The organism is Jatrophihabitans sp. (assembly GCA_036399055.1).
GTDB lineage: Bacteria > Actinomycetota > Actinomycetes > Mycobacteriales > Jatrophihabitantaceae > Jatrophihabitans_A.
Genome location: DASWNX010000020.1, coordinates 40,199 through 62,624 on the forward strand (window position 1 = coordinate 40,199; position 22,426 = coordinate 62,624).

A 22,426-nucleotide genomic window follows, 5' to 3' on the forward strand; every position below is an offset into this window, starting at 1 on the left:
GGAATGCGCGCTCTTCTAATGAATGCCGGATGCGGACAGCAGCGCATAACACGCTTGCAACAACGCCTGCGGATCCCGGAACTCCCGGAACGCTTGCAAGGCAGGCGGCTCGACTACGAGCCGTCCCAAACCGCCCGCGGGCCTATCGGGCACTAACCACACACCGCGCCCGTCCCGCTCTACCACGACAAGCTCAGTCCCGACCACCACCGGCCAGCCCGCCCCGACCACCCAGAACTCAGACGTCTGCACCTGCCGGCGCCGCAACAGTCCCACTTGCCGCACGGTCGTCCTCACCCGCACACACTCGGCCTTCGGCACCGCATACCGGTTGAGCATGCCGATCACGTACTGCACGGCTGACGTCACCGAGTCCGAGCGATCATCGTCACCGGCCGCACTGATCGCGACGGCCTTACCCACCGCCCTGCTCAGGTCCGTTGCCTGGGCCAGCGACGCCGCCCGATCCGCGCGCACCGCAAATTCGAGCCGATCCCAGCGGCAGGCGACACATCCCGATCCCGCGAGCGCGGCGCGGGCGTTGTCCAGCTCATTCTCATGCAAGCTGCCCCCATCCACTTGTGGCAGAGGCACCCGTTCGGTACGACCGGCGGCGAACGCGACGACCAGCTTCAGGCGGCTGGACGACCGCGGCACCGCGATGACTGCTCCGCGCGGCTGCGGATACGTCGTGACTCCGTAAGGGCCCTGCCACAACCGCTCTACCCACTCCTCCTGCACGCGTTCGATCGTCACCGTCACCGGGCGGTGCGCCCTGCAATACCACCGCCGGCACCGACCACACCGCATGACCGCACGGGCCCGTGGAAGATCTGCCGGGGGCATACCGTCGGACGGTGGCGGGCCACACGCCAGGCACCTGGACCCAACACCGGGAAGAGTTGTCATAGCCGCCTATCCGCCCTCCCTGTGAGCCCTAGTCACATCACACAGGAAGCCGATCATGACAGGTGAAAACCGTCGGGGTCGGGCAATCACGCGCCGACAACGCGACGCGAGTGAGGACAGCGAGCTGGTCTGGGGCAGCCAGAGGACCTGGCAGCCGTCAGGCGCCGAACGGCCCCTTGCCGCTCAGGTCCAGGTCCGGCTTCTCCAGCTCCTCGACGTTGACGTCCTTGAAGGTCAGCACCCGGACGTTTTTTACGAACCTGGCCGGGCGGTACATGTCCCACACCCAGGCGTCGCGCATGGTCACCTCGAAGTACACCTCGCCGTCGGCGTTGCGCGGCACCAGTTGGACGTCGTTGGTGAGGTAGAACCGGCGCTCGGTCTCGACCACATAGCTGAACTGGCCGACGATGTCCTTGTACTCGCGATAGAGCTGCAGCTCCATCTCGGTCTCGTACTTCTCAAGGTCTTCGGCGCTCATCGGGCGATCCCTGCGGACATCATCTGCTCATCATCACCCATCGCGTGGTTCGTGGTCAGGTCCTCCGGCGAGTCCGAAGTCACGCCAGCAGTCACGCCAGCGGCCGGCGGGCGTCGTCGCGGCACTTCCAGCAGCTCGGGCAGCTCCTCCAAGTCGGTCGCCGCCGCCAGCCGGGCTCGCTCGGTCAGGCCGGCCCACCCGGCCCAGGCCGACCAGCCGGCCCGGCCAGGGAGGTTCCAGGAGCACCGGTGGATCTCTGAGGGCCCGTGCTCGAGCAGCGCGGCGTGGTGCTGGGGCGAGGAGTAGGCCTTGTTCTCCTCGAAGCCGTACTGCGGGTACTTCTGGGCGAGTGAGATCATGATGTTGTCGCGTTCGGTCTTGGCCAGCACCGACGCCGCGGCGATCGAGGAGCACTTCAGGTCGCCCTTGATCAGGGTCCGGACCGGCACCCGGCAGCGCCACCGGTCCGGCTCGCCACAGGCCCCGCCGAGGGCTGCGTCGAAGGCAGCGTCGAACAGGCCGTCCTCCCCCACGCTGAGGTAGTCGTGGTTGCCGTCCAACAGCACCCAGTCCGGCTTGACGCTCAGCTGGGTGACGGCCCGCTCCGCGGCCAGCCTGAGCGCGGCGATGATGCCGATCCGGTCGATCTCAGCGGCCGAGGCGTGCCCCACCGCGCAGTCCAGCGCCCAGCGCCGGATCCGGGGCGCCAGCCGCTGCCGGGCCTGCGGGGTGAGCAGCTTCGAGTCGGCCACCCCCAGCGGCGCGGGCTTGGCGTCAGCCGACAGCAGCACCACTCCGACCGAGACCGGTCCCGCCAACGCGCCGCGGCCGACCTCGTCGATCGCTGCCAGCAGGCCCGCGCCAGCTCGCCACGCCTCGCGCTCGAAACGCAGCGTCGGCGCTCTGCGAGCTGTCGAGGCCCTACGAGCTGTCGAGGCCCTACGAGCTGTCGCCATCTATCTCACCGCCAGTGCTCGTTCGATCAACTCGACCATAGTTTCGGGCTCCCGGTCCACGTCCGAGGCTGCCAGCTCGGCCAGCGGCCACCAGCGGTGGCCGAGCACGACCAGCCGCTCGATGTCGGTGTGCCCGGTCGGACGCACCGGCAGTCCGCTGGGGACCTGGACCAGGAAGTAGTGATTGGTCTGGTCGATGTTCCGGCCGGTGAAGTTGAAGCGCACTCGCTCCTGGTACATCGGCTGGGCCGCCGAGTCCAGCTCAAGCCGGAGACCGGTCTCCTCGTACACCTCGCGCATCGCGGCCTGGGCCAGGCTCTCGCCGGCTTCCACGCCGCCGCCGGGAGTGATCCAGTGCGACCGGTCGGATCCGATGTCACGCCGCTCGTGCATGAGCAGCACCCGCTGCTGGTCGTCGAGCACGAAGATCCGGCCTGCCTGGCGGACCACCGGCTGGTCGAGGGCGGCCATCACCGGCGGCGACGCCTGCGCCGCCAGCCGCCGATCCCCGCCGTGAGCAGCATGGCAGCGGCGGCGGGCTCGGCCGGTGACCCGCCCCAGCTCGGGACGCCGAGTGAGGTGAAGGTCGCCGGAGTGCCCAGGGTCCGCCAGCGCGAGGGCGGCCACGCGATCACGACGGCCTTGCCGATCACGTCGTCATTGCCCACAGTGCTGTTCATCGGATCGCAGGCTTTGCCGCCGCTGGTGTCACCGCAGTGGTAGCGCGAGTCGGCGGAGTCGCTGCGGTGATCGCCCATCACCCACAGCCTGCCCGCGGGGACGGTCACCGGACCGAAGCTGCGGGTGTCATCGGCGCCACGCGCGCCGGGTGACTTGGGCTTGCTCCAAGAGCTGTTCTCGAAGATGTAGGGCTCGTTGAGGCTGCGCCACGGGCCCTCGGCGCCGTTGTCGGAGATCTCGACGTTGCCGTTGCTGTCACAGCAGCGCACGGTCTGCCCACCGATGGCGATGACCCGCTTGACGAGGTCCTTCTCGCTCGGCGGCACCACTCCCACCAGCTGACCGAACCACTGGACGCTGCGCATCACCGGGTTGGCCGACAGCTCGACACCGGCGAGGGCGTCCCAGTCCTGCGGCGCCCGGAACACCACCACGTCACCGGGATGCGGGTCGCGGACCTGGTACACCGGCTTGAACACCAGGATCCGGTCCCCGGTGCAGCCCGGGCAGCCGTGCAGGGTCTGCTCCATGGACTGCGACGGGATGTAGAACGGCTGCACCACGAAGGTCTTGAGCACGATCGCGATCGCGATGGCGATGGCGATCAACAGCGGCAGCTCGAACCTGGCCAACCGGCGGCGCCGACGCTCGCTCTTCCTGTTGGCGGCGGTGTCAGCGACCGCTGGCGAACCGGCGCCCTGGGCGGCAGCGCCGTCCTGAGCAGGCACGGCGTCCCTAGCAGGCACGGCGTCCCTAGCAGGCACGGTGTCCCTGGCAGGCACGGCGTCCTGGGCGGACGCGGCGGCTGGCCGGGGAACAGCGGAGATCGAAGGGTCGGAGCTGTCGGCGGCGTCGTAGCCCATATTCGAGTTCGACACCTCGTGAGTCAGAAGGATCTGCGACTAGCGGGTGATCGCGTCCCGCTTTTCCTTGATCTTGGCGGCCTTGCCGCGCAGGTCACGCAGGTAGTAGAGCTTGGCGCGCCGGACATCGCCGCGGGTGACCACCTCGATCTTCTCGATGACCGGGGTGTGCACCGGGAAGGTGCGCTCCACGCCGACGCCGAAGCTGATCTTGCGGACCGTGAAGGTCTCCTGCAGGCCACCGCCCTGACGGCGGATCGTGACGCCCTGGAAGATCTGCACCCGGGACCGTGAGCCCTCGATGACCCGCACGTGCACCTTCAGGGTGTCACCAGCCCGGAAATCCGGGATGTCGCTGCGCAGCGATTCGGCATCCAGCGTCTGCAAGGTGTTCATGGTGGGCTCTGCTTCCTTCGGTGGCGAGCCGGACGCGCGGGAAAAGCGCGTACGGGTCTCGGTCGAGATCGTGAACGGGTCTGTCTGGGCTGTGTGCGCGCCGCAGCCGACCGCGATGGCAGTCGCCGGGCAACCCCTCAAGGGTGCCATAACGACCTGGAGATTGAGAAACCGGGGCTCGGAGGTCAGTCGCCGAGCAGATCCGGCCGGCGGCTTCGGGTCCGTTCCACCGAGCGCTCCCGACGCCACCGTTCGATCATGCCGTGGTGGCCCGAGAGCAGCACCTCCGGGACCGGCAGCCCGCGCCAGAGCGCTGGCTTGGTGTAGGCGGGGGCCTCCAGCAACCCGTCCACGGCCGGACTGAACGAGTCCTGGTGCGCTGAGAGCGCGTTGCCCAGCACGCCCGGGATCAGCCTGGCGACCGCCTCCATGATGACCAGGACGGCCACCTCACCGCCGCACAGCACGTAGTCGCCGAGGCTGATCTCGTCCACGACCATCCGCTGACCGGCGTATTCCAGCACCCGGGCGTCGATTCCCTCGTAGCGACCGCAGGCGAACAGCAGCCAGGGCTGGCCCGCCAGCTCCTGGGCGACCGCCTGGCTGAACGGCCGGCCGGCCGGGCCGGGGACCACCAGCCGAGGCTGGCTGGCGCCGTCGGCCGGTGCGATCTCATCCAGGGCCCGAGCCCACGGCTCGGCCATCATCACCATGCCGGGGCCGCCGCCGTACGGGGTGTCATCGACGCTGCGGTGCGGGTCGGAAGTCCAGGTGCGCAGGTCGTGCACGTCCACCCGGACCTGACCCCGCTCGATGGCCTTGCCCAGCAGCGACTCGCGTAGCGGGGCGAGGTACTCGGGGAAGATGGTGACCACGTCGACCGCCAGGTCCGGCGCGGCCACAGCGTCACCGGCGGGCTCGCCGCTCACAGCTCCAGCAGCCCGTCCGGCGGGTCCACCTCGGCGATGCCGGCGGCCAGGTCCACCGTCGGCACGAACTCGGCGCGAAACGGCACCAACACCTCACGGCCGGCGACGTCGATGGCCAGCAGGCTGCCGGCCGGCGAATGCAGGACGTCGGTGACCGGGCCCCACGCCTGGCCGGTCACGGTGCGCACGTTCAGGCCGATCAGATCGGTGTCGTAGAACTCGTCCGGGTCCTCGATGGGCGGCCGGGCCGAGGCCGGCACCAGCAGCACGGTGCCCCGCAGCGACTCGACGGCATTGCGATCGTCCACGCCGACGAAGTGCACGACCAGCTTGCCTGAGTGCTGGCGCGCGGACTCGACCGTGAGCGGCCCACGGTCGGCCGGCTGGGTGCTGAGCCGCACGCCGACGCTGAACCGCTCGTCGGGGGCGTCGGTCCACGGCTCGACGAAGGCGTCTCCGCGGATGCCGTGTGCCTTGCCCACCCGGCCGACAGCGACGACCTGCCCCTCAAGGCTGTCGTCGCTGGCGGCCGATCCGTTCACGGTGGACTCTGGCTCGGTGGTCAGCGGCCTTCGTCCGTGTCGACCACGTCGACCCGGATGCCCTTGCCGCCTACTCCGTTGACGACCTGGCGCAACGCCTTGGCGGTGCGGCCGTTGCGACCGATCACCCGTCCGAGGTCATCGGGGTGCACCCTGACCTCCAGCCGGCGGCCTCGCCGGTTGTCGACCAGGTCGACGACGACATCGTCAGGATGATCGACGATGCCGCGAACCAGGTGCTCGAGCGCTTCTTCGAGCACTTAGTTACCCGCCTCGGCGGGAGCCTCGGTCGCGGCAGGCGCGGCGTCAGCGGCAGGCGCGGCGTCAGCGGCAGGCGCGGCGTCGGCGGCGGTCTCGGACTGCTCCCGACGCGGGGCGGCCTTCTTGCGCGGGGTGGTGGCCTCGACGGCAGGCTCGCCCTCGGAGTCCTTCAGCGCCGCGTCGAACAGGGCCCGCTTGTCGGGCTTGGGCGCGGCCATCAGCATCGGCTCGGGAGCCGGCAGCCCCTTGAACTTCTGCCAGTCACCGGTCACCTTCAGGATCGCGGTCACCGCCTCGGTGGGCTGGGCGCCGACGCCGAGCCAGTAGGCGGCGCGGTCGGCGTCGATGCGGATGATCGACGGGTCGTTCTTCGGGTGGTACTCGCCGATGGTCTCGATGGACCGGCCGTCGCGCTTGGTGCGGGCATCGGCCACGACGACGCGGTAATGCGGCTCGCGCATCTTGCCGACGCGGGTGAGCTTGATCTTGGTTGCCACGGGTGTCGTTCACTCCAGTATGTGCAGGGACGGGCCAGAGCGCCGGTGGGTGGGGAACACCGCGGCGGGTAGTCCTGATGGACTGACCGGCGATCGGCTAGAGGGTCCGAAAGCTGGCCGGTACTCAGCCAGTCATTCTGCCAGACGATCCCCCGGCCGCTGACGCCTACCTAGGCCGGGGGCCCGGTGAAGTAACCGTAGGCGTCTTCGAGGACGTTGGACGCGCCGAACCGGTTCACCGTGCTGAATCCCGGAGGCGCCGTGCCGGTTCGCGCCGACAGCGTGGCGATCGCGGCGTTGGGCACGACCCGGCCGGTGGTGAAGTCCAGGTTCGAGGCGTGCGGGGCGGCCGCGCCCCGGGGATAGATGGACAGGTAGCCGTTGCCGGCCGCGATCGCGGTGAGCCCGATCCACAGGCCGGTGACGTTGTAGGGCACGCCGTAGAGACCGCCTGCGTCGAGGGTGAACGTCGCGTTGGCCGTCATGGGCCCGTGGTGGCCGCCGTTGCCCGTGCGGGTGTCGGCGATCCGGGTCGGGTTCGGCAGCGTGACGAACCGGCCGCTGGCAGTCGGGCTGAAGTAGCCGACGATGTCGATCATCGCGTCGGTGCTGGCGTAGCGGTTCTGCACCGTGAACTTGCGGTTCACCAGCGGCACCGCGACCAGGTTGGACCGTGAGTACTGGCGGTAGTCGACCGAGGCGACCGCTGGCGAGGCGCTGGGGTAGGCGGTCAGGTAACCGCCGGCGGTCTGGTTCAGAGCGGTCATGTTGACCACCGCCACCGTCGCGTCGGCGGGCACGCCGCCGGGAGCGGCGTCGACCGTCGCCGCCTGGTTGGGCGCCAGCTTGGCCACCTTGGCGATGCCGGTCGGGACCCGGGTGTCCAGCAGCCGCCGCGAGGGCAACGCCACGTAGCCCAGGCCTGCGGTGGCTGTGGGCGCTCCGAAGTAGCCCAGCACGGTGATCAGCGCGTGGGTCGGCGCGGCGGCGTTGCGCAGCAGGAACCCGTGGCTGGAGTTGAGCTTGACGACCGCGGTGACGGTGGCGTTGGCGTCCTTGCTGTTGAGGTTGAGGGTGGAGTTGCCGCCGAAGACCTTGCTGTAGACCGACAGGTAGGTGCCGCCCTGGGCGCCGGTGCCGGACAGGCTGATGACCACCGAGGTGGCGCCCGCGGGCACCGGGTTGGCGCCGGAGCTGGGAACGGGCACGGCCAGGGCGGTCCCAGCGCTCATCAGGCCCGCGCGCACGCCGAGCCCGGTCCGGGTGTCGACAATCCGGTTCGGCGCGGCGAACGGGAAGTACTGCGAGCCCGGCATCGCCTGGATCCCGCTGGGCGACGGGTCGCCCAGCTGCAGCAGCCCGTGGCCGGCGGCGTTGGTGGGCGGGTTGCCCTGCGGGTTGGCACGCCGCTGGAGGAAGGCCTCGATGTCGGAGGCGTCCATCGACGGGTTGGCCGCCGCGACTAGCGCCGCCGCTCCGGCGACATGCGGCGCCGCGGCGGAGGTGCCGTAGAAGCCGGTGGTGCCGGCCACGACGTTGCCCTGGTCGTCGAACTGCGAGGACTCGACCTCGTCGACGTCGGAGGAGACGCCGTCGAAGCCGATCAGGTCGGGCTTGACCCTGCCGTCGATGGTCGGCCCGCGGGAGGAGAACGCCTCAAGGGCGTTGTCGCCCCGGTAGGCCGCGCCCACCGCCAGCGCCCACGGCGAGCTGGCCGGCTCCAGCACGCTGCCGCTGGCGGCCCGGGCCGGGTCCTGACTGCTCAGGTAGGAGGCAGTGACGTCGCCTCCGTAGTACAGGTGGTAGCGCACTGCCGGGGCGGCTTTGCCGATCAGCACCACCACGTCGTAGTAGCGGATGCCGTTCGGTCCTCCGGTGTAGTCGGCGTCGTCGGGCGTGTTGCTGATCTGCATCTCCAGCACCGGCGGCTCACCGGGCACGTGGTCGAGGTACTCGGTCTGGCCGAGCTGGGTGTTGCTGTCGTCGTACTTGCTCATCGCCAGCGTCACCGGAAGCGAGGACGCCGGCCACTGGTCCCAGCTCATCACGATGTTGCCGGTGGCGCCCGGTTCCAGGGCGACCTCGTCGGCCTGGCTCACCGGGCTCTGCAGGTCGACCAACTGATCGGAGTTGGTGTCGGCGAAGGCGCCCGACCAGTGGTCCTGGGCGCCGTTGCCGCTGGACTGGATCCACAGCACCCCGGCCTCCCGGGCGGCCTTGACCGCCCTCTCGGAGGAGGTCAGGGGTCCGTAGCCGTCGCCCCGGGTCTCGGCGGTGAAGACCAGCGAGCTGTTGACGATCTTGATGTCACCGGCGGCGACGATCTGGTTGGCCGCTGCCGAGAAGCCGACGTTGTCGTCGATGCAGTACAGGTAGAGGGTGGCCTGGGGGGCCATCTGGTGCACGATCTCGCTCACCGCGGTGCCGTGGGCGGTGGCGCTGTCGTCCAGGCACTGGTTGTGGGAGGGCGGGTAGACCACGTTGACCGGCACGCCGGTCACCGGGTGGTTGAAGTGGCCGGCCGCGATGGCGGCCTGCAGGTCCTTGAAGCCGACGTCGACGACGCCGACCTTGACTCCGGCGCCGCCCTTGCCGACGTCGCCGTTGTCGGCCCAGTTCTGCGCGCCGGATGCGGCCACTCCCTCGCTGGTGCTCTGCGGCGCGGCCCGGACGGCCGGGGCGACCCTGCTGACGCCCGGCTGGCCGGCCAGGCTGCGCAGCTTGGCCGGGGCCAGGACCACGGTGCTCGAGCCGCCGAAGCTGGCCAGCACCTGGGCGCCCACCGCTTTGGCCGCCGCCAGCGCGGCCGGACCCGTCACGGTGACCTGGACCCTGCCGTCGCGCTCGAGCCGGACGCTGGAGCCGGTGTCGGGCGAGGTCGCCACGCCCGCGAGGCGGTTGAGCTGCGGCGCGAGGTGGGCGATCACCGGCTGGGCCGGGTTGGCTTGGCGCTGGCGCAACCGGGCGACCTGCGGCGAGCCCGCCGACCAGCGGCCCGCCGGGATGCTGGCCGGTGAGTGCTTGAGCCGCGCCTGGACCGACGGCGTGGCCGGGCCTGGCGCGCCGCCGGGTTGGGCGGCCGCGACCGTTGTCAGCGAGCCGATGCTCAGTGAGCCGACGACAGCGGTGATGAGAACCAGCCGCGAACGCTTCATGCAGTGCCCTTTGTAAGAAATTTGTGAGTTAACCAAACTTGCGCAGCCTACCTGGACGGTCACCGGCTGTCGACGCGAAAGCGCCGCCCCCGTCTGGCGGCGCCGGTCCGTGCCAAACTGCCCTGGTGAGCGCGTCGACTCCCGCAGGACGGAACCCGCCCACCCTCGAAGAGGTGGCGGCCCGGGCCGGGGTGTCGCGCGCCACCGCCAGCCGGGTGCTGCGCGGCGCCAGCAACGTCAGCGACCAGGCCCGAACCGCCGTGCTCAGCGCCGCCGAGGACATCTCCTACGCCCCCAACCGGGCTGCCCGGTCACTGGTCACCGGCCGCAGCGACTCGGTGGCGTTCCTGGTCGCCGAGTCCGAGGACCGGCTGTTCTCCGACCCGTTCTTCCTCGGCATGCTGAGGGCCGCCCAGACGGTCATCGCCGAGGCCGGCCTGCAGCTGGTGTTCACGGTCGCTTCCAGCCCGGCGGAGCACCGTCGGTTCCTGCACTACGCCGCGGGCGGCCACGTCGACGGCGTGCTCGTGCTCTCGCTGCACGGCCGCGACCAGCTGCCCCAGGAGCTGGAGTCCCACGCGGTGCCCACGGTGCTCAGCGGCCGACCGCTGAGCGGGGGCCCGCTGCACTTCGTCGACTCCGACAACGCCGGTGGAGCCAGGATGGCCACCGAGCACCTGCTGGATACCGGCCGGCGAGCCATCGCCACCATCACCGGCCCGTTGGACATGTGCGCCGGCCAGGACCGGCTGGCCGGTTATCGCACGGCGCTGGCGGCGGCCGGCCGGCCCTACGACGCAGGCCTGGTCGCCCACGGCCAGTTCAGCATCGTCAGCGGCCAGCAGGCGATGGCCGAGCTGCTGGCCTCCCGGCCCGAGCTCGACGCGGTGTTCGCCGCCTCGGACCTGACCGCTATCGGGGCGATGCGGGCGATCGAGGCCGCCGGTCGACGGGTCTTCGACGACGTCGCGGTGGTCGGCTTCGATGACATCGGCGACGCCGAGCTCGCCCATCCCGCGCTGACCACGATCAGGCAGCCGATCACCGAGATGGGCCGGACGATGGCTATCCGGTTGCTGCAGCGGATCGCCGGCGAGCCGGCCCCGTTAGGCACCGTCCTGCCGGTCGAGCTGGTCCGCCGGCTCACCGCCTAGCGGTCATCGGCGCCTTCTCCGCGGCGCGCTCAGACCGATTTCGCCTCGCGAACAACAAACCAGGCCCCAATCTCGGCCGGGTTCTTGACAGCACCGGCCGGGGCACTCATTCTCAGTGGTGAGAGCGCTCTCACAGGTGCTGGGCAGGCATCCCTTTCCTGCTCCAGGCACCCCGACGGCCCTCCCGAAACCGGCCCGTCCCACCAGGAGGATTCATGCCCAGGTTGTCCCGCACCTCCACTCGCCTCGCCGGCGCGGTGGCGGTCGCCGTTCTCGGTGTGGCCGGCGTGGCAGGCTGCTCGTCCGACAAGAAGTCCGACACCGCCGCCGCCGACCCCGACGCCAAGATGACGCTGACCGTCGGCCTGTTCGGCACCTTCGGCTTCAAGGAGGCCGGTCTCTACGACGCCTACACCAAGCTGCACCCGAACATCACCATCAAGGAAGACACCGTGCAGCAGTCCAGTGATTACTGGACCCGGCTCAAGACCCGACTGGCCTCGGGCAGCGGGCTGGCCGACGTGCAGGGCATCGAGATCGGCTTCGTCTCCGACGTGGTGCGCAACCACGCCGACCGGTTCGTCGACTTCGGCTCGTTGCCCCAGAGCGGCGCCCTGAAGTCCTCGTTCTACGACTGGAAGTGGGCTCAGGCCACCAGCTCCGACAACAAGACCGTGGGCCTGGGCACCGACGCCGGCCCGGAGGCGATCTGCTACCGGCCGGACCTGCTCAAGGCCGCCGGGCTGCCCTCGGCAGGCGCGGAGCTGGCGAGCGAGTGGTCCACCTGGCAGGACTACATCGACTTCGGCAAGCGGTATGAGTCCTCGGCCACCAAGCCCGCCGGCAGCAAGTTCGTCGACAGCGCCGCCAGCATCTTCAGCACCGCCGTCTACCAGGGCGCCACGGCCTACAACGACACCGAGGGCAACCCCGACCCGGACAACAGCGACGGCGTGCGCAACGCCTGGAAGCACGCCACCGACGCGGCCCAGGCCAAGATCACCGCCGGGTTGTCGCAGTTCTCACCGCCATGGAACAAGGCCTTCTCCAGCGGCGCGTTCGCCACCATCGCCTGCCCGACCTGGATGATGGGCTACATCCAGGGCCAGGCCGGCGCGGCCGGCGCCGGCAAGTGGAGCGTGGCGCCCGTGCTGCCCGGTGGCGCGACGAACTGGGGAGGCTCCTGGCTCGGCGTTCCCAAGGCTTCCAAGCACCAGAAAGAGGCCATCGCGCTCGTCGAGTGGCTGACCAGCAAGCAGCAGCAGATCACCATGTGGACCGAAGGCGGTCATTGGCCTTCCAACAGCGACGCGGCTGAGGACCCGGCGGTCAAGGGCGCCAAAGCCGCGTACTTCAGCAACGCGCCGGTCGGGCAGATCTTCGGCGACATCTCCGAGAAGATGAAGATCCCGCCGATCGGCCTCTACGACACCCAGATGCAGACGGCGTTCACCCAGCAGCTGACCAACGTCGAGACCAAGGGCGCCGACCCGGGCAGCGCCTTCAGCGACGCGTTGAAGGCCATCGAGCAGGTCACCGGCTGAGCGCGCGGCCGGTCCGAACCCGACAGCTGACCCCTCCGGCCACAGCAGAAGGTGAGCCATGTCCGCCAGCAGTGAGACAGCCGCCGCGTCGGCGACCGCAGACCGGCGACCGCGGGCCGGCGACTCCAGGCGATCTGCCCGGCGTTCGACCCGGCCGGGCAGCAAGGCCGCCTACGCCTACATCGCGCCCTTCTTCCTGGTGTTCGCCGCGTTCAGCCTCTACCCGTGGCTGGACACCGCCTGGGTGTCGCTGCACAACGTCCGGCTGACCAGCTATGACAAGCAGACGTGGGTCGGGCTGGAGAACTACCGCAACCTGTTCTCCCACACCTTCTTCTGGAACGCGCTGCGCAACACCGTCAGCATCGGGGTGATCTCCACCGTTCCGCAGCTGTGCATGGCGCTGGGCATCGCCCACCTGCTCAACTACCGGCTGCGCGGCCGGACCTTCTTCCGGGTCGCGGTGCTGATGCCCTACGCCACCAGCCTGGCCGCGGCGACCGTGATCTTCCTGGAGCTGTTCGACTCCAAGCTCGGCATCGTCAACTGGGGTTTAGGACTGCTGCACCTGCCCCAACCGGACTGGCAGGGCTCGAAGTGGCCGAGCCAGGTGGCGATCTCGGCGATCGTCATCTGGCGCTGGACCGGTTACAACGCGCTGATCTACCTGGCCGGCATGCAGGCGATCGACTCGGCCCTGTACGAGGCGGCCGCCATCGACGGCGCCTCCCGGTGGCAGCAGTTCCGCCACGTCACGCTGCCCGGCCTGCGTCCCACCATCCTGTTCACCATCGTGGTGTCCACCATCGGAGCCGCCCAGCTGTTCGGCGAGCCGTTGCTCTACCACAACGGCATTCCCAACGGCGGAACGTCCGGGCAGTACCAGACGCTCGGCCTGCTGATGTACCAACAGGGGTGGACCAACGACCGGCTGGGCCTGGCCGCGGCGACCGCCTGGACGATGTTCGCCATCATCGTGCTGGCCGTGGTTGTCAACGTGCTGCTGGCCCGGCGGCGTGAGGGCAGGATCGGCGCGATGGCGCCGCTGGCGGCGCCCGCCGGGCCGCTGGAGGTCACTCGATGACCAACGCCGTACGCCAGCCCGCCGCCGCCCAGCCGGCGGTCCCGTCGCCGGCCGCCTCGACCCCCTCGCGCCGCGGAGTGCGGCGAGGCCGTGCTCTCAGCGACGGCGCGCCCAAGAGCGGGGCGCTCAGGCGCAGGGCAAGCAGGGCAAAGCCTATGCAGGCAGGCCCGCTCACCTACCTGAGCCTGACCGTGATCACCCTGGTATCGGTGTTCCCGCTGTACTACACGATCGTGATGGCCTCGCACACCAATGCCGAGATGGCCGCCGGCACTCCCCCGATGCTGCCCAGCGGCTCGCTGGTCTCCAACATCGGCAAGGCCCTGGAACTGGCGCCGCTGAACAAGGGCCTGATCAACTCGCTGATCGTCGCGAGCTGCGTCACGCTGGGCACCGTCGCGTTCTGCACGCTGGCCGGTTTCGCCTTTGCCAAGCTGAGGTTCCGAGGCGCCAACCTGCTGCTCGGGCTGTGCATCGTCACCATGATGGTGCCGATGCAGATGGGCATCATCCCGCTCTACATGCTGATGGCCAAGCTCGGCCTGGCCAATCACCTGCACGCGGTCATCCTGCCGACCCTGGTCACCGCGTTCGGCGTGTTCTTCATGCGCCAGTACCTGGCCAGCGCGGTGCCGGACGAGCTGATCGAAGCCGGCTACGTCGACGGCGCCGGCACCTTCCGGATCTTCCGTTCGATCGTGCTGCCAGCCGCGCGCCCGGCGATGTCGGTGCTGGCGATGCTCACCTTCTTGACCACCTGGAACGACTTCTTCTGGCCGCTGATCGCGCTCAGCTCGCAGAACCCCACCGTGCAGGTCGCGTTCGGAAGCCTGGCGACCGGCTACGCCCCCGAGCAGTCCATCATCATGGCCGGCACGGTCTACGGCACCATCCCAGTGCTGATCGTCTTCGCCCTGTTGGGCAGGCAGATCGTCGGCGGAATCATGCAAGGAGCAGTCAAAGGATGACCGAGCAGCGCATGACCGACCGCCTGCACTTTCCGCAGGGCTTCGTCTGGGGATCGGCCACCGCGGCCTACCAGATCGAGGGCGCGGCCCGCGTCGACGGCCGGCTGCCGAGCATCTGGGACGTCTTCTGCCAGGCGCCGGGCAAGGTTCACGACGGCGAGACCGGTGACGTGGCGTGCGACCACTACCACCGGATGCCCGAAGACCTCGACCTGATGGCCGCCCTGGGGCTGCCCTCCTACCGATTCTCGGTGTCCTGGCCACGGGTGATCCCCGGCGGCGCCGGGCCGGTGAACACCGCCGGCCTGGACTTCTACCAGCGGTTGGTGGACGGCCTGCTCGAGCGCGCCATCACGCCACTGCTGACGCTGTACCACTGGGACCTGCCGCAGGCGCTGCAGTTGCAGGGCGGTTGGGCCAACCGCGACACGGTAGGCCGGTTCGCCGACTACGCCGAGGTGATCGGCCGAGCGCTCGGTGACCGGGTGCCGACCATCACAACCCTGAACGAGCCGTGGTGCACAGCGTTTCTCGGGCACTCCTCAGGAGTGCACGCGCCCGGAGTCACCGACAACGCCACCGCGCTCACGGTGGCCCACCACCTGAACCTGGCCCATGGCCGAGCCGTGTCGGTCCTGCGAGGGGTGACTCCGGCCTCCACCCGGCTGTCGGTCACGCTGAACCTGGCGCAGGTCCTTCCGGCCTCCGACAGCCCCGAGGACCTGGCCGCCGCAGAGCACGTCGACGCCATCGCCAACCGGGTGTTCCTGGACCCGATGCTGCGCGGCAGCTATCCGCCGGCGCTGCTGCGCGACACCAGCCACATCACCGACTGGTCGTTCGTGGCCGACGGCGACCTGGCCGAGATCAACGCCGGAATCGACGTGCTGGGCGTCAACTTCTACGCGCCGAGCAAGGTGGCCGCGCCCTCGGCCCAGATCAGGGCCGAGGTGACCGGCCGCTGGGTGAACGATCCGCACCAGTCCGAGGCTGGCCCCTCGCCGTGGCCGGGCACCGACCTGGCGTACTCGGTCCCCCAGCCCGGGCCCTACACCGCGATGGGCTGGCCGATCGTGCCCGAGGCCTTCACCGACCTGCTGCTGAGGGTGCACCGCGACTATCCCGAGACGCCGATGGCAGTCACCGAGAACGGGGCGGCCTTCGACGACGTCCTGACCGGCGACGGGCAGGTGCACGACCTCGATCGGATCGACTACGTCCGCCGGCACCTGGCCGCCGTGCACGCGGCCATCGAGGGCGGCGCCGACGTCCGCGGCTACTACCTGTGGTCCTTCCTGGACAACTTCGAGTGGGCGTGGGGTTACTCCAAGCGCTTCGGCATGGTGCACGTGGACTACGACAGCCAGGCGCGCACGCCCAAGGACTCGGCCCTGTGGTTCAGCGACGTCATCAAGAACAACGCGGTCCAGCCGCTCTAGCCGGCGCAGTGCGTGATCAGCCGACCCGATAGGGGTTGCTGACCACGCCACGGCCGTCGGCGTAGCGGTAGACGTCCTGACCCGAGACGAAGACCCGCTCGGCTCGCTGCAGGACGTCCAGCGGGTCGCCTGACCAGATCGCCACGTCGCCGTCCTTGCCCCTGGTCAGCGAGCCCACCCGGTCGGCGAAGCCGAGAATGCTGGCGGGGTTGATGGTGATCGCGCGCAACGCGTCCTCACGCGACATGCCTTCGCGGACCGCGAAGGTCGCCTGGTGCACCAGAAAGTCGATCGCCACCACCGGGTGGTCGGTGGTCAGCGCCACGGTGACCCCGGCGTTGGCCAGCTTGCCGGCCGTCGCCATGCTGCGGTTGCGCACCTCGACCTTGCTCCTGGTGTGAAACAACGGGCCGACGATGCAGGCGATCCCGCGCTCGGCGATCACGTCGGCCAGCAGGTAGGCCTCAGTGGCGTGGTTGATGATCAGCCGGTACCCGAACTCCTCGGACAGCCTGATCGCGGTGGAGATGTCGTCGGCGCGGTGGGTGTGCTGGCACCACGGCAGCTCGCCCTCCAGCACCTTGACCAGCACCTCGGCGGACAGGTCGCGCTCGAAAGGCTCCTTCTTCTTCAGCGCGGCGTCCCGCCTGACCCGGTAGTCCTGGGCGTGGGTCAGCGCGCTGCGGATCACCGCGGCGACCCCCAGCCTGGTCGAGGGGAGCTTGCGCTGGTCGCCGTAGACCCGCTTGGGGTTCTCACCGAGCGCGCTCTTGACGCTCGCCGGGGACTTGATCACCATCTCGTCGACGATGCGGCCCCAGGTCTTGATGGCCACCGTCTGACCGCCGATCGGGTTCCCGCTGCCCGGCTTGACCACGCACGAGGTCACCCCGCCGGCCAGAGCGTCGGAGAACCCTTCGTCGGCAGGGTTGATCGCGTCCAGGGCGCGCAGCCGGGCCCCGTTCGGATCGGTCATCTCATTGACGTCGTCACCGGCCCAGCCCTCGCCCTCCTCATAGACCCCCAGGTGGGCGTGAGCGTCGACGAAGCCGGGCAGCACCCACTTGCCGGTCGCGTCCACCACCGGCATACCTCTGGGGACCCGGGCCTTCGCCCCGACCGCGGTGATCTTGCCGTCGGTGATCACGACCGTGCCGTTCGGAACGGGTTCTCCCTCGATCGGAACCACGTAGCCGCCAGTGATCGCCACGCTGCCATGTGCCTGCGCCATGCCCCGACCATATAGGACCGACGAGGGCGATTCGCAAGCGCGCAACGCCGCCAGCGGAGAAACGTATAGTCAAAATGTCCAGTGCGCGTCACTTAAGGACATTAGATAGAGTTATGGATACATTGACGACAAGCGGCGCCGGCCTGTGAAACCGGCCCGCATGGCCTGCCCGGATGACAGGTGAGCCACTGCTGGGCAGGTGTCTCGGACGTTGTCGAAGCGACAGACGGGGTTGAGCATGGGCAGGTCAAGCGCGGTTTCGGCGCTAGTCGTCGGGGAGCACGGCGCACCGATAACCGACGTGGCCGTGCGGCAGGACGCTCGCATGCTGGCCAGCGCGTCCTTCGACGGCACCGTGCTGGTCTGGGACCTCGTCGAGCCCGCAAGGGCACTGCCCCGCGCGGCCCTGCTGCACCGCCGCCTGGTCAGCGGGGTGTCCTGGAACCCCAGGCACCTCGATCTGCTGGCCTCATCCTCGGCCGACAAGCTCGTCATGGTCTGGGATATCAACCAGACCAGCCGGCCGCTCTGCGTGCTGGGCCGGCACACCGAAGACATCAACTCGGTCACCTGGCTGCCGGACGGCCGGCGGATGGTGTGTGTCTCCGAGGACGGCGTCGCGTCCCTGTGGGACGCCCTGGCCAGCCGCTACCTGGGCGACGTGGCCTCACACGCCTCGCAGTGCACGGGCGTGTCGATCAGCGACAGCGGCCTGATCGCCACGGTCGGCAAGGACGGAGGGACCACCCTCAGCAGGGTGGTCGAGGAGGCTAGCGTGCTCAGCCTTGCCACCAGGAGCTATGACGAGTCGATCGAGTCCTGCTGCTGGTCGCGATCAGGTGACCGGCTCGCGATCACCACCGAGACCGGCTGGGTCTACGTCCTGGACTCCGCGCTAGGTGACGTGGGCGCCTTCTGGGTGTCGGCCTCGGCGGCCCGCAGCGTCGCATGGCGTGACAAGGACCGCGAGCTGGTCGTGGGCGACTACGACGGGCGAATCCACTTCCTGGACTCGGTCACCGGACGCGCCCGGGCCGTGCATGACAATCCGCAGGCGTGGCCAAGGTCGCTCTCCTGTGTGGGTGACGTCGTCGCGGCCGGCAGCATGGGCAGCATCCCAGAGCTGTTGAGCGTCAGCTGAGGTCCCAGCGGCGCCGCACGATGTGAACCGGGGTCGGCTTGCCCTCTTGCTGGGCGCGCAGCACCCGGCGCCGGGCCAGCAGCCACCAGCGCACCGTCTGCGCCAGGCCGAAGGCCTGCACCGTGACCGCCACGGCGAAGGCGAGCCGGTAACTGCCCAAGCTCGCCGAACCCCGTAGGTCCAGCGTCCAGCCCACACTCAGGCAGGCGACGATCGCGGCCACGAAACCGGCCACGTTGACCACCCCGGTCGCGGTGCCGACGATCGCCGGGCCGTTGTAGTCACGCGCCAGCGCGAAGCCGATCGAGGAGATCGGGCCGCCGGCGGTGGTCACCAGCACCAGCGCCAGCAGCAACCAGTACGGCATCGGGTGCGAGAAGGCGGCCAGCACCGCGTACCAGCCCAGCACCGTCAGCAGGTTGACGCCGATCGCCAGCGGCACCCGGGTGGCCGGGCGCCGGCCGATCAGGTAACCGATCGGCGGCCCGATCACAATGGCCAGCAGCACGCTGAACAGCAGCACCGCGCCGGCGGCGTTGCGGCTCAACCGCTGGCCCTCGACCATGAACGGCACGCCCCACAGCACCCCGAAGGCCAGCGAGGTCGACATCGACGCGAAGTGCAGCCAGAAGCCGACCCTGGTGCCGGCCAGCGACCAGGCGGCGTTGACCCGGCGGCCGACGCTGAGCAGCGAGGCCAGCAGCGCTGTGCCCTGGCGCGAGCCGCGTGGCATCCGGGGCGCGCGGGGCAGCAGCAGGTAGACCGCGGCCCCGCTGACCAGGGACAGCAGCCCGGCGCCGAGGAAGGTCGGTGTCCAGCCGACTCCGTGCAGCAGCGCGGTCAGCGGCAGGGTCGCCACCAGGTTGCCGATCTGGCCCAGCGTGCCGGTGATCGAGACCACCACCGGATACCGGTTCGGCGCGAACTGCCCGGCGGCGAACCGCAGCACGGAGACGAACGTCAGGGCGTCGCCCAGGCCGAGCAGCGCCCTGGCCAGCAGCGCCACCGGGTAGCTCTCGGCCGCCGCGAACAGCAGCTGGGCGACTCCCATCGTGCAGGCGGCCACCACCAGCAGCCGGCGCGGGCCGTAGCGGTCGACCAGGATTCCGGTCGGAATCTGCATCCCGGCGTAGATCCCCAGCTGCAGCAGGACGAAGACACTCAGCTGGCTGGCGCTGATGCTGAACCGGTCCGCTGCCTGCAGGCCGGCCACGCCCAGCGACGTGCGATGGAATACCGCCGCCAGGTACACGGCCACGGCGACCGCCCAGCCACGCAGCGCGATGGCGCGACGCCGCCGCGCGGTTGTCACGGGCGCACCCCTCAGCAGATGACCCGGCCGTCGAGCACGATCCGGCGCGGCTCGTACAAGGTGGCCAGCTCCGTCCGCGGATCGCGGTCGAACACCACCAGGTCGGCCGGCGCACCCTCGGTCAGACCCGCGAATCCCAGCCACTGCCTGCCTTGCCACGATGCCTGGGCGATGACGTCGGCCTGCGGAATGCCGGCCTGCACCAGAGCGGTGATCTCCTCGCGGATCAGGCCGTGCGGCAGCGAGCCACCGGCGTCGGTTCCGGTGTAGATCGGCACGCCGGCTTCGAAGGCGTCACGGATGCGTTGCCGGGAATCGCGGTGCAGCGCCCGCATGTGCGCGGCGTAGGCCGGAAACTTCTCCTGCGCCGCGCTGGCGATCTCGGGAAAGGTGTCGATGTTGATCAGCGTCGGCACCACCGCGATCCCCCGGCGGGCGATCTCGTCCAGCAGGTCGGCGGTGATCCCGGTGCCGTGCTCGATGGAGTCGATGCCGGCCTTGATCAGCCCCGGCAACGCCTGTTCGCTGAAGGTGTGCGCGGCCACCCGCACGCCGAGCTCGTGAGCGCGGGCGATAGCCGCCGCCAGCACGTCATCCGGCCACGTCGGCGCCAGGTCCCCGACCGAGCGGTCGATCCAGTCGGCGGCCAGCTTGATCCAGCCGTCGCCCCGAGCTGCCTGGTGCTCCACCTCGGCCACCAGGTCCTGCGGTTCGACCTCGACGCCGAGGTCGCGGATGTAGCGGCGGGGACGGGCGATGTGGCGCCCGGCCCGCACCAGCCGCGGCAGGTCGGGACGGCGCTGCACGCCGGTGTTGTCCACCGGTGAGCCGGCGTCGCGCAGCAGCAGGGCGCCGGCGTCGCGGTCCAACAGCGCCTGCTCGACCTGGCCCTCATGGTCGACCCAGCCGTCGGTGGTGACGCCGATATGGCAGTGGGCGTCGACGAAACCGGGCAGGATCCAGCCCCCGGTGGCGATGGTCTCGGCGCCGGACACCGGCTCGAAGCTCAGCCTGCCGTCGATGATCCAGGCGTCGCGCTGCTCCTCCTCCGGCAGGAAGACCCCACGCAGGTGCAGCGCGCTCATCGGCGCCGCCGCCGCTTGGCGGTGCCGAACAACGACCGGGTGATCTCGCGACCGAGCACCGTGGCCGCCGACCGCGCGAAGGACTTGAACGCCGTCGAGCCGAGGACGTCAGCGACCGCGCCGCCCGCGCCCGGCTGCGGGGAGTCCGCCGGCGTCCGGTCGGCCGGCCCGGCGCGCCCGGCCGGCTTCTGGCCGGCTTCTGGCTCCTCTGGCTGGGCAGCAGGCTCGTCCGGCTCCAATCGGGCGGCCAGCTTCTCATACGCCGACTCGCGATCGATCGACGCGCCGTACTTGGCCAGCAGCGGCGAGCCGGCGACCGCCTGAGCCTGATCGGCCGGGTCCAGCTGGGCCATCAGCGAGCGCGGAGCCCGCAACCGGGTCCAGGCCACCGGCGTCGGGGCCCCCCGCTCGGACAGCACCGTGACCACCGCCTCGCCGATCCCGAGCTGGGTGAGCAGCTCGGTCAGCTCGTAGTGAGCCGTCTTGGGGTAGGTGCGCACCGCCTTGGCCAGGTCGCTGGCGTCGTCGGGGGTGAAAGCGCGTAGCGCGTGCTGCACCCGGTTGCCCAGTTGGCCCAGCACGCTGTCGGGCACGTCAGCCGGCACCTGGGTGACGAAGAAGATCCCGATGCCCTTGGACCGGATCAGCCGGACGGTCTGGGTGAGCTGCTCCAGAAAGGCCTTGGAGGCGTCGCTGAACAGCAGGTGCGCCTCGTCGAAGAAGAACACCAGCTTCGGCTTGTCGAGGTCACCCACTTCGGGCAGCTCGGAGAACAGCTCGGCCAGCAGCCACATCAAGAAGGTCGAGAACAACCGCGGTTTGTCCTGCACCGCCGACAGCTCCAGGGCCGAGATCACGCCGCGGCCGGCCTCGTCGGTGCGGATCAGGTCAGCGGGCTCCCACTCTGGCTCACCGAAGAACGCCTCGCCGCCGTTGTTCTCCAACGTGATCAGCGACCGCAGGATCACCCCGGCGGTGGCCTTGCTCAGGCCGCCGATGCCGGCCAGCGCGTCCTGGCCCTCCTCCGAGGTCAGGTACTGGATGAGCGCCCGCAGGTCCTTCAGATCCAACAGCGGCAGCCCGGCCGAGTCGGCGTAGTGGAAGATCAGCGCCAACGAAGACTCCTGGGTCTCGTTCAAGTCCAGGATCTTGGCCATCAGCAACGGGCCGAAGGACGTCATGGTGGCGCGTACCGGCACCCCACTGCCCAGTCCGCCCAGTGCCAGGAACTCCACCGGAAAACCGGTCGGCTGCCAGTCGTCGCCGGTGTCGCCGGCGCGTGCGGACACCCGGTCACCGGGCTGGGCCGGTTGAGCGGGGCTGGCCAGGCCGGACAGGTCGCCCTTGATGTCGGCGGCCACCACCGGCACACCCGCGGCCGAGAGCTGCTCGGCCAACAACTGCAGGGTCTTGGTCTTGCCGGTTCCGGTCGCTCCGGCGATCAGTCCGTGCCTGGTCAGCATGCTTAGTGGAATGCGCACCCGGTGAGAGGGATAGGCCGCGCCGTCCAGCACCACCGACCCCAGCTCCAGCGCCGCTGCGCTGAAGGCGTACCCCGCGGCGATGTCGGCTGCGGTCTCGGTTGGCGGCTCGACCATGCGGCACTCCCCGGCGCTGGACTTCGACGATGGCGACCGGTCATGGTCACTGAGGCAGCCTAGCTCCGGCTGCTCCACAGCCCGGGCCACGGGCCGTCGGAAGCGGTGCGAGCCGGCTCAAGGCAGCCTGAGGCGATACCACCGTTTCCAACTGCCGCGCAATGGGTGCAGGTAGGCTGCAGCTGCAGGACCTCGACGCC

The 22,426-nt window shown here is 69.9% G+C and carries 21 protein-coding genes; 6 read left to right on the plus strand and 15 right to left on the minus strand.

The features are described 5' to 3' along the window. Nucleotides 1–15: 15 nt before the first annotated feature. The 11 genes from VGB75_07800 to VGB75_07850 all read right to left on the minus strand — a co-directional run bounded on the left by VGB75_07800 (nt 16) and on the right by VGB75_07850 (nt 9,670). Complete coding sequence (locus tag VGB75_07800) at nt 16–762, minus strand: hypothetical protein (protein HEY0166929.1); 747 nt, start codon at nt 760–762, stop codon at nt 16–18. A gap of 304 nt (nt 763–1,066) precedes the next feature. Then, nucleotides 1,067–1,390 (minus strand): DUF2469 domain-containing protein, encoded by a 324-nt coding sequence (locus VGB75_07805; GenBank protein HEY0166930.1) that lies wholly within the window; start codon nt 1,388–1,390, stop codon nt 1,067–1,069. Continuing rightward, nucleotides 1,387–2,346, minus strand: a complete 960-nt coding sequence (locus tag VGB75_07810) for a ribonuclease HII (protein HEY0166931.1) — start codon at nt 2,344–2,346, stop codon at nt 1,387–1,389. Before VGB75_07810 ends, VGB75_07805 begins: the two co-directional genes overlap by 4 nt. Beyond that, complete coding sequence (locus VGB75_07815) at nt 2,347–2,817, minus strand: NUDIX domain-containing protein (protein ID HEY0166932.1); 471 nt, start codon at nt 2,815–2,817, stop codon at nt 2,347–2,349. It lies immediately after the preceding gene. Beyond that, the gene (gene lepB / locus VGB75_07820; protein ID HEY0166933.1) at nt 2,817–3,905 is read right to left on the minus strand and encodes a signal peptidase I; all 1,089 of its coding nucleotides are present in this window, start codon (nt 3,903–3,905) and stop codon (nt 2,817–2,819) included. Before lepB ends, VGB75_07815 begins: the two co-directional genes overlap by 1 nt. A 24-nt stretch (nt 3,906–3,929) precedes the next feature. Then, nucleotides 3,930–4,286 (minus strand): 50S ribosomal protein L19, encoded by a 357-nt coding sequence (rplS, locus tag VGB75_07825; GenBank protein HEY0166934.1) that lies wholly within the window; start codon nt 4,284–4,286, stop codon nt 3,930–3,932. Between the two features lie 185 nt (nt 4,287–4,471). After that, nucleotides 4,472–5,215: a tRNA (guanosine(37)-N1)-methyltransferase TrmD gene (gene trmD / locus VGB75_07830; GenBank protein HEY0166935.1), complete on the minus strand. Its 744-nt coding sequence runs from the start codon at nt 5,213–5,215 to the stop codon at nt 4,472–4,474. Next, nucleotides 5,212–5,757 (minus strand): ribosome maturation factor RimM, encoded by a 546-nt coding sequence (gene rimM / locus VGB75_07835; protein ID HEY0166936.1) that lies wholly within the window; start codon nt 5,755–5,757, stop codon nt 5,212–5,214. Before rimM ends, trmD begins: the two co-directional genes overlap by 4 nt. Nucleotides 5,758–5,777: 20 nt before the next feature. After that, nucleotides 5,778–6,017 (minus strand): RNA-binding protein, encoded by a 240-nt coding sequence (locus VGB75_07840; GenBank protein ID HEY0166937.1) that lies wholly within the window; start codon nt 6,015–6,017, stop codon nt 5,778–5,780. After that, nucleotides 6,018–6,515, minus strand: coding sequence for a 30S ribosomal protein S16 (rpsP, locus tag VGB75_07845; protein HEY0166938.1), 498 nt, complete (start codon nt 6,513–6,515; stop codon nt 6,018–6,020). A gap of 170 nt (nt 6,516–6,685) precedes the next feature. Continuing rightward, nucleotides 6,686–9,670 (minus strand): S8 family serine peptidase, encoded by a 2,985-nt coding sequence (locus tag VGB75_07850; GenBank protein ID HEY0166939.1) that lies wholly within the window; start codon nt 9,668–9,670, stop codon nt 6,686–6,688. 125 nt (nt 9,671–9,795) lie between these two features. On the opposite strand from VGB75_07850, the gene VGB75_07855 reads away from it, so the two are divergent. The 5 genes from VGB75_07855 to VGB75_07875 all read left to right on the plus strand — a co-directional run bounded on the left by VGB75_07855 (nt 9,796) and on the right by VGB75_07875 (nt 15,859). Then, nucleotides 9,796–10,824 (plus strand): LacI family DNA-binding transcriptional regulator, encoded by a 1,029-nt coding sequence (locus VGB75_07855; protein HEY0166940.1) that lies wholly within the window; start codon nt 9,796–9,798, stop codon nt 10,822–10,824. A 215-nt stretch (nt 10,825–11,039) separates the two neighbouring features. Continuing rightward, on the plus strand, nt 11,040–12,368 hold the full coding sequence (locus tag VGB75_07860; protein ID HEY0166941.1) for an extracellular solute-binding protein: 1,329 nt from the start codon (nt 11,040–11,042) through the stop codon (nt 12,366–12,368). A gap of 58 nt (nt 12,369–12,426) precedes the next feature. Beyond that, on the plus strand, nt 12,427–13,452 hold the full coding sequence (locus VGB75_07865; protein ID HEY0166942.1) for a sugar ABC transporter permease: 1,026 nt from the start codon (nt 12,427–12,429) through the stop codon (nt 13,450–13,452). After that, nucleotides 13,449–14,420, plus strand: a complete 972-nt coding sequence (locus VGB75_07870) for a carbohydrate ABC transporter permease (protein HEY0166943.1) — start codon at nt 13,449–13,451, stop codon at nt 14,418–14,420. Before VGB75_07865 ends, VGB75_07870 begins: the two co-directional genes overlap by 4 nt. Continuing rightward, complete coding sequence (locus VGB75_07875) at nt 14,417–15,859, plus strand: beta-glucosidase (protein HEY0166944.1); 1,443 nt, start codon at nt 14,417–14,419, stop codon at nt 15,857–15,859. The genes VGB75_07870 and VGB75_07875 overlap by 4 nt, the downstream gene beginning before the upstream one ends. A gap of 16 nt (nt 15,860–15,875) precedes the next feature. Here the strand turns inward: VGB75_07875 and VGB75_07880 are convergent, their stop codons facing one another. Further along, entirely contained in the window at nt 15,876–17,090 is a 1,215-nt protein-coding gene (locus tag VGB75_07880; protein ID HEY0166945.1) for an amidohydrolase, read from the minus strand. A 238-nt stretch (nt 17,091–17,328) separates the two neighbouring features. Here VGB75_07880 and VGB75_07885 point away from each other — a divergent pair, with 238 nt between their 5' ends. Further along, nucleotides 17,329–18,231, plus strand: a complete 903-nt coding sequence (locus tag VGB75_07885; GenBank protein HEY0166946.1) for a hypothetical protein — start codon at nt 17,329–17,331, stop codon at nt 18,229–18,231. Here VGB75_07885 and VGB75_07890 read toward each other — a convergent pair. Genes VGB75_07890 through VGB75_07900 form a run of 3 tightly spaced genes read right to left on the minus strand, consistent with a single transcriptional unit; the run spans nt 18,224 to nt 22,226 of the window. Beyond that, nucleotides 18,224–19,543: an MFS transporter gene (locus VGB75_07890; GenBank protein HEY0166947.1), complete on the minus strand. Its 1,320-nt coding sequence runs from the start codon at nt 19,541–19,543 to the stop codon at nt 18,224–18,226. The two genes, VGB75_07885 and VGB75_07890, sit on opposite strands and share 8 nt — an antisense overlap. A gap of 11 nt (nt 19,544–19,554) precedes the next feature. After that, complete coding sequence (locus VGB75_07895; protein ID HEY0166948.1) at nt 19,555–20,628, minus strand: amidohydrolase family protein; 1,074 nt, start codon at nt 20,626–20,628, stop codon at nt 19,555–19,557. After that, nucleotides 20,625–22,226 (minus strand): helicase HerA-like domain-containing protein, encoded by a 1,602-nt coding sequence (locus VGB75_07900; protein ID HEY0166949.1) that lies wholly within the window; start codon nt 22,224–22,226, stop codon nt 20,625–20,627. Before VGB75_07900 ends, VGB75_07895 begins: the two co-directional genes overlap by 4 nt. Nucleotides 22,227–22,426 lie beyond the last annotated feature (200 nt).

What these genes read in the sequence shown, in the direction of transcription:
- VGB75_07805 (HEY0166930.1), bottom strand. Translation starts at nt 1,390, where the DNA reads ATGAGCGCCGAAGACCTTGAGAAGTACGAGACCGAGATGGAGCTGCAG.
- VGB75_07895 (HEY0166948.1), bottom strand. Translation starts at nt 20,628, where the DNA reads ATGAGCGCGCTGCACCTGCGTGGGGTCTTCCTGCCGGAGGAGGAGCAG.
- VGB75_07850 (HEY0166939.1), bottom strand. Translation starts at nt 9,670, where the DNA reads ATGAAGCGTTCGCGGCTGGTTCTCATCACCGCTGTCGTCGGCTCACTG.
- VGB75_07815 (HEY0166932.1), bottom strand. Translation starts at nt 2,817, where the DNA reads ATGGCCGCCCTCGACCAGCCGGTGGTCCGCCAGGCAGGCCGGATCTTC.
- rplS (HEY0166934.1), bottom strand. Translation starts at nt 4,286, where the DNA reads ATGAACACCTTGCAGACGCTGGATGCCGAATCGCTGCGCAGCGACATC.
- VGB75_07885 (HEY0166946.1), top strand. Translation starts at nt 17,329, where the DNA reads ATGGGCAGGTCAAGCGCGGTTTCGGCGCTAGTCGTCGGGGAGCACGGC.
- VGB75_07880 (HEY0166945.1), bottom strand. Translation starts at nt 17,090, where the DNA reads ATGGCGCAGGCACATGGCAGCGTGGCGATCACTGGCGGCTACGTGGTT.
- VGB75_07875 (HEY0166944.1), top strand. Translation starts at nt 14,417, where the DNA reads ATGACCGAGCAGCGCATGACCGACCGCCTGCACTTTCCGCAGGGCTTC.
- VGB75_07870 (HEY0166943.1), top strand. Translation starts at nt 13,449, where the DNA reads ATGACCAACGCCGTACGCCAGCCCGCCGCCGCCCAGCCGGCGGTCCCG.
- VGB75_07810 (HEY0166931.1), bottom strand. Translation starts at nt 2,346, where the DNA reads ATGGCGACAGCTCGTAGGGCCTCGACAGCTCGTAGGGCCTCGACAGCT.
- VGB75_07865 (HEY0166942.1), top strand. Translation starts at nt 12,427, where the DNA reads ATGTCCGCCAGCAGTGAGACAGCCGCCGCGTCGGCGACCGCAGACCGG.
- VGB75_07860 (HEY0166941.1), top strand. Translation starts at nt 11,040, where the DNA reads ATGCCCAGGTTGTCCCGCACCTCCACTCGCCTCGCCGGCGCGGTGGCG.
- VGB75_07900 (HEY0166949.1), bottom strand. Translation starts at nt 22,226, where the DNA reads ATGGTCGAGCCGCCAACCGAGACCGCAGCCGACATCGCCGCGGGGTAC.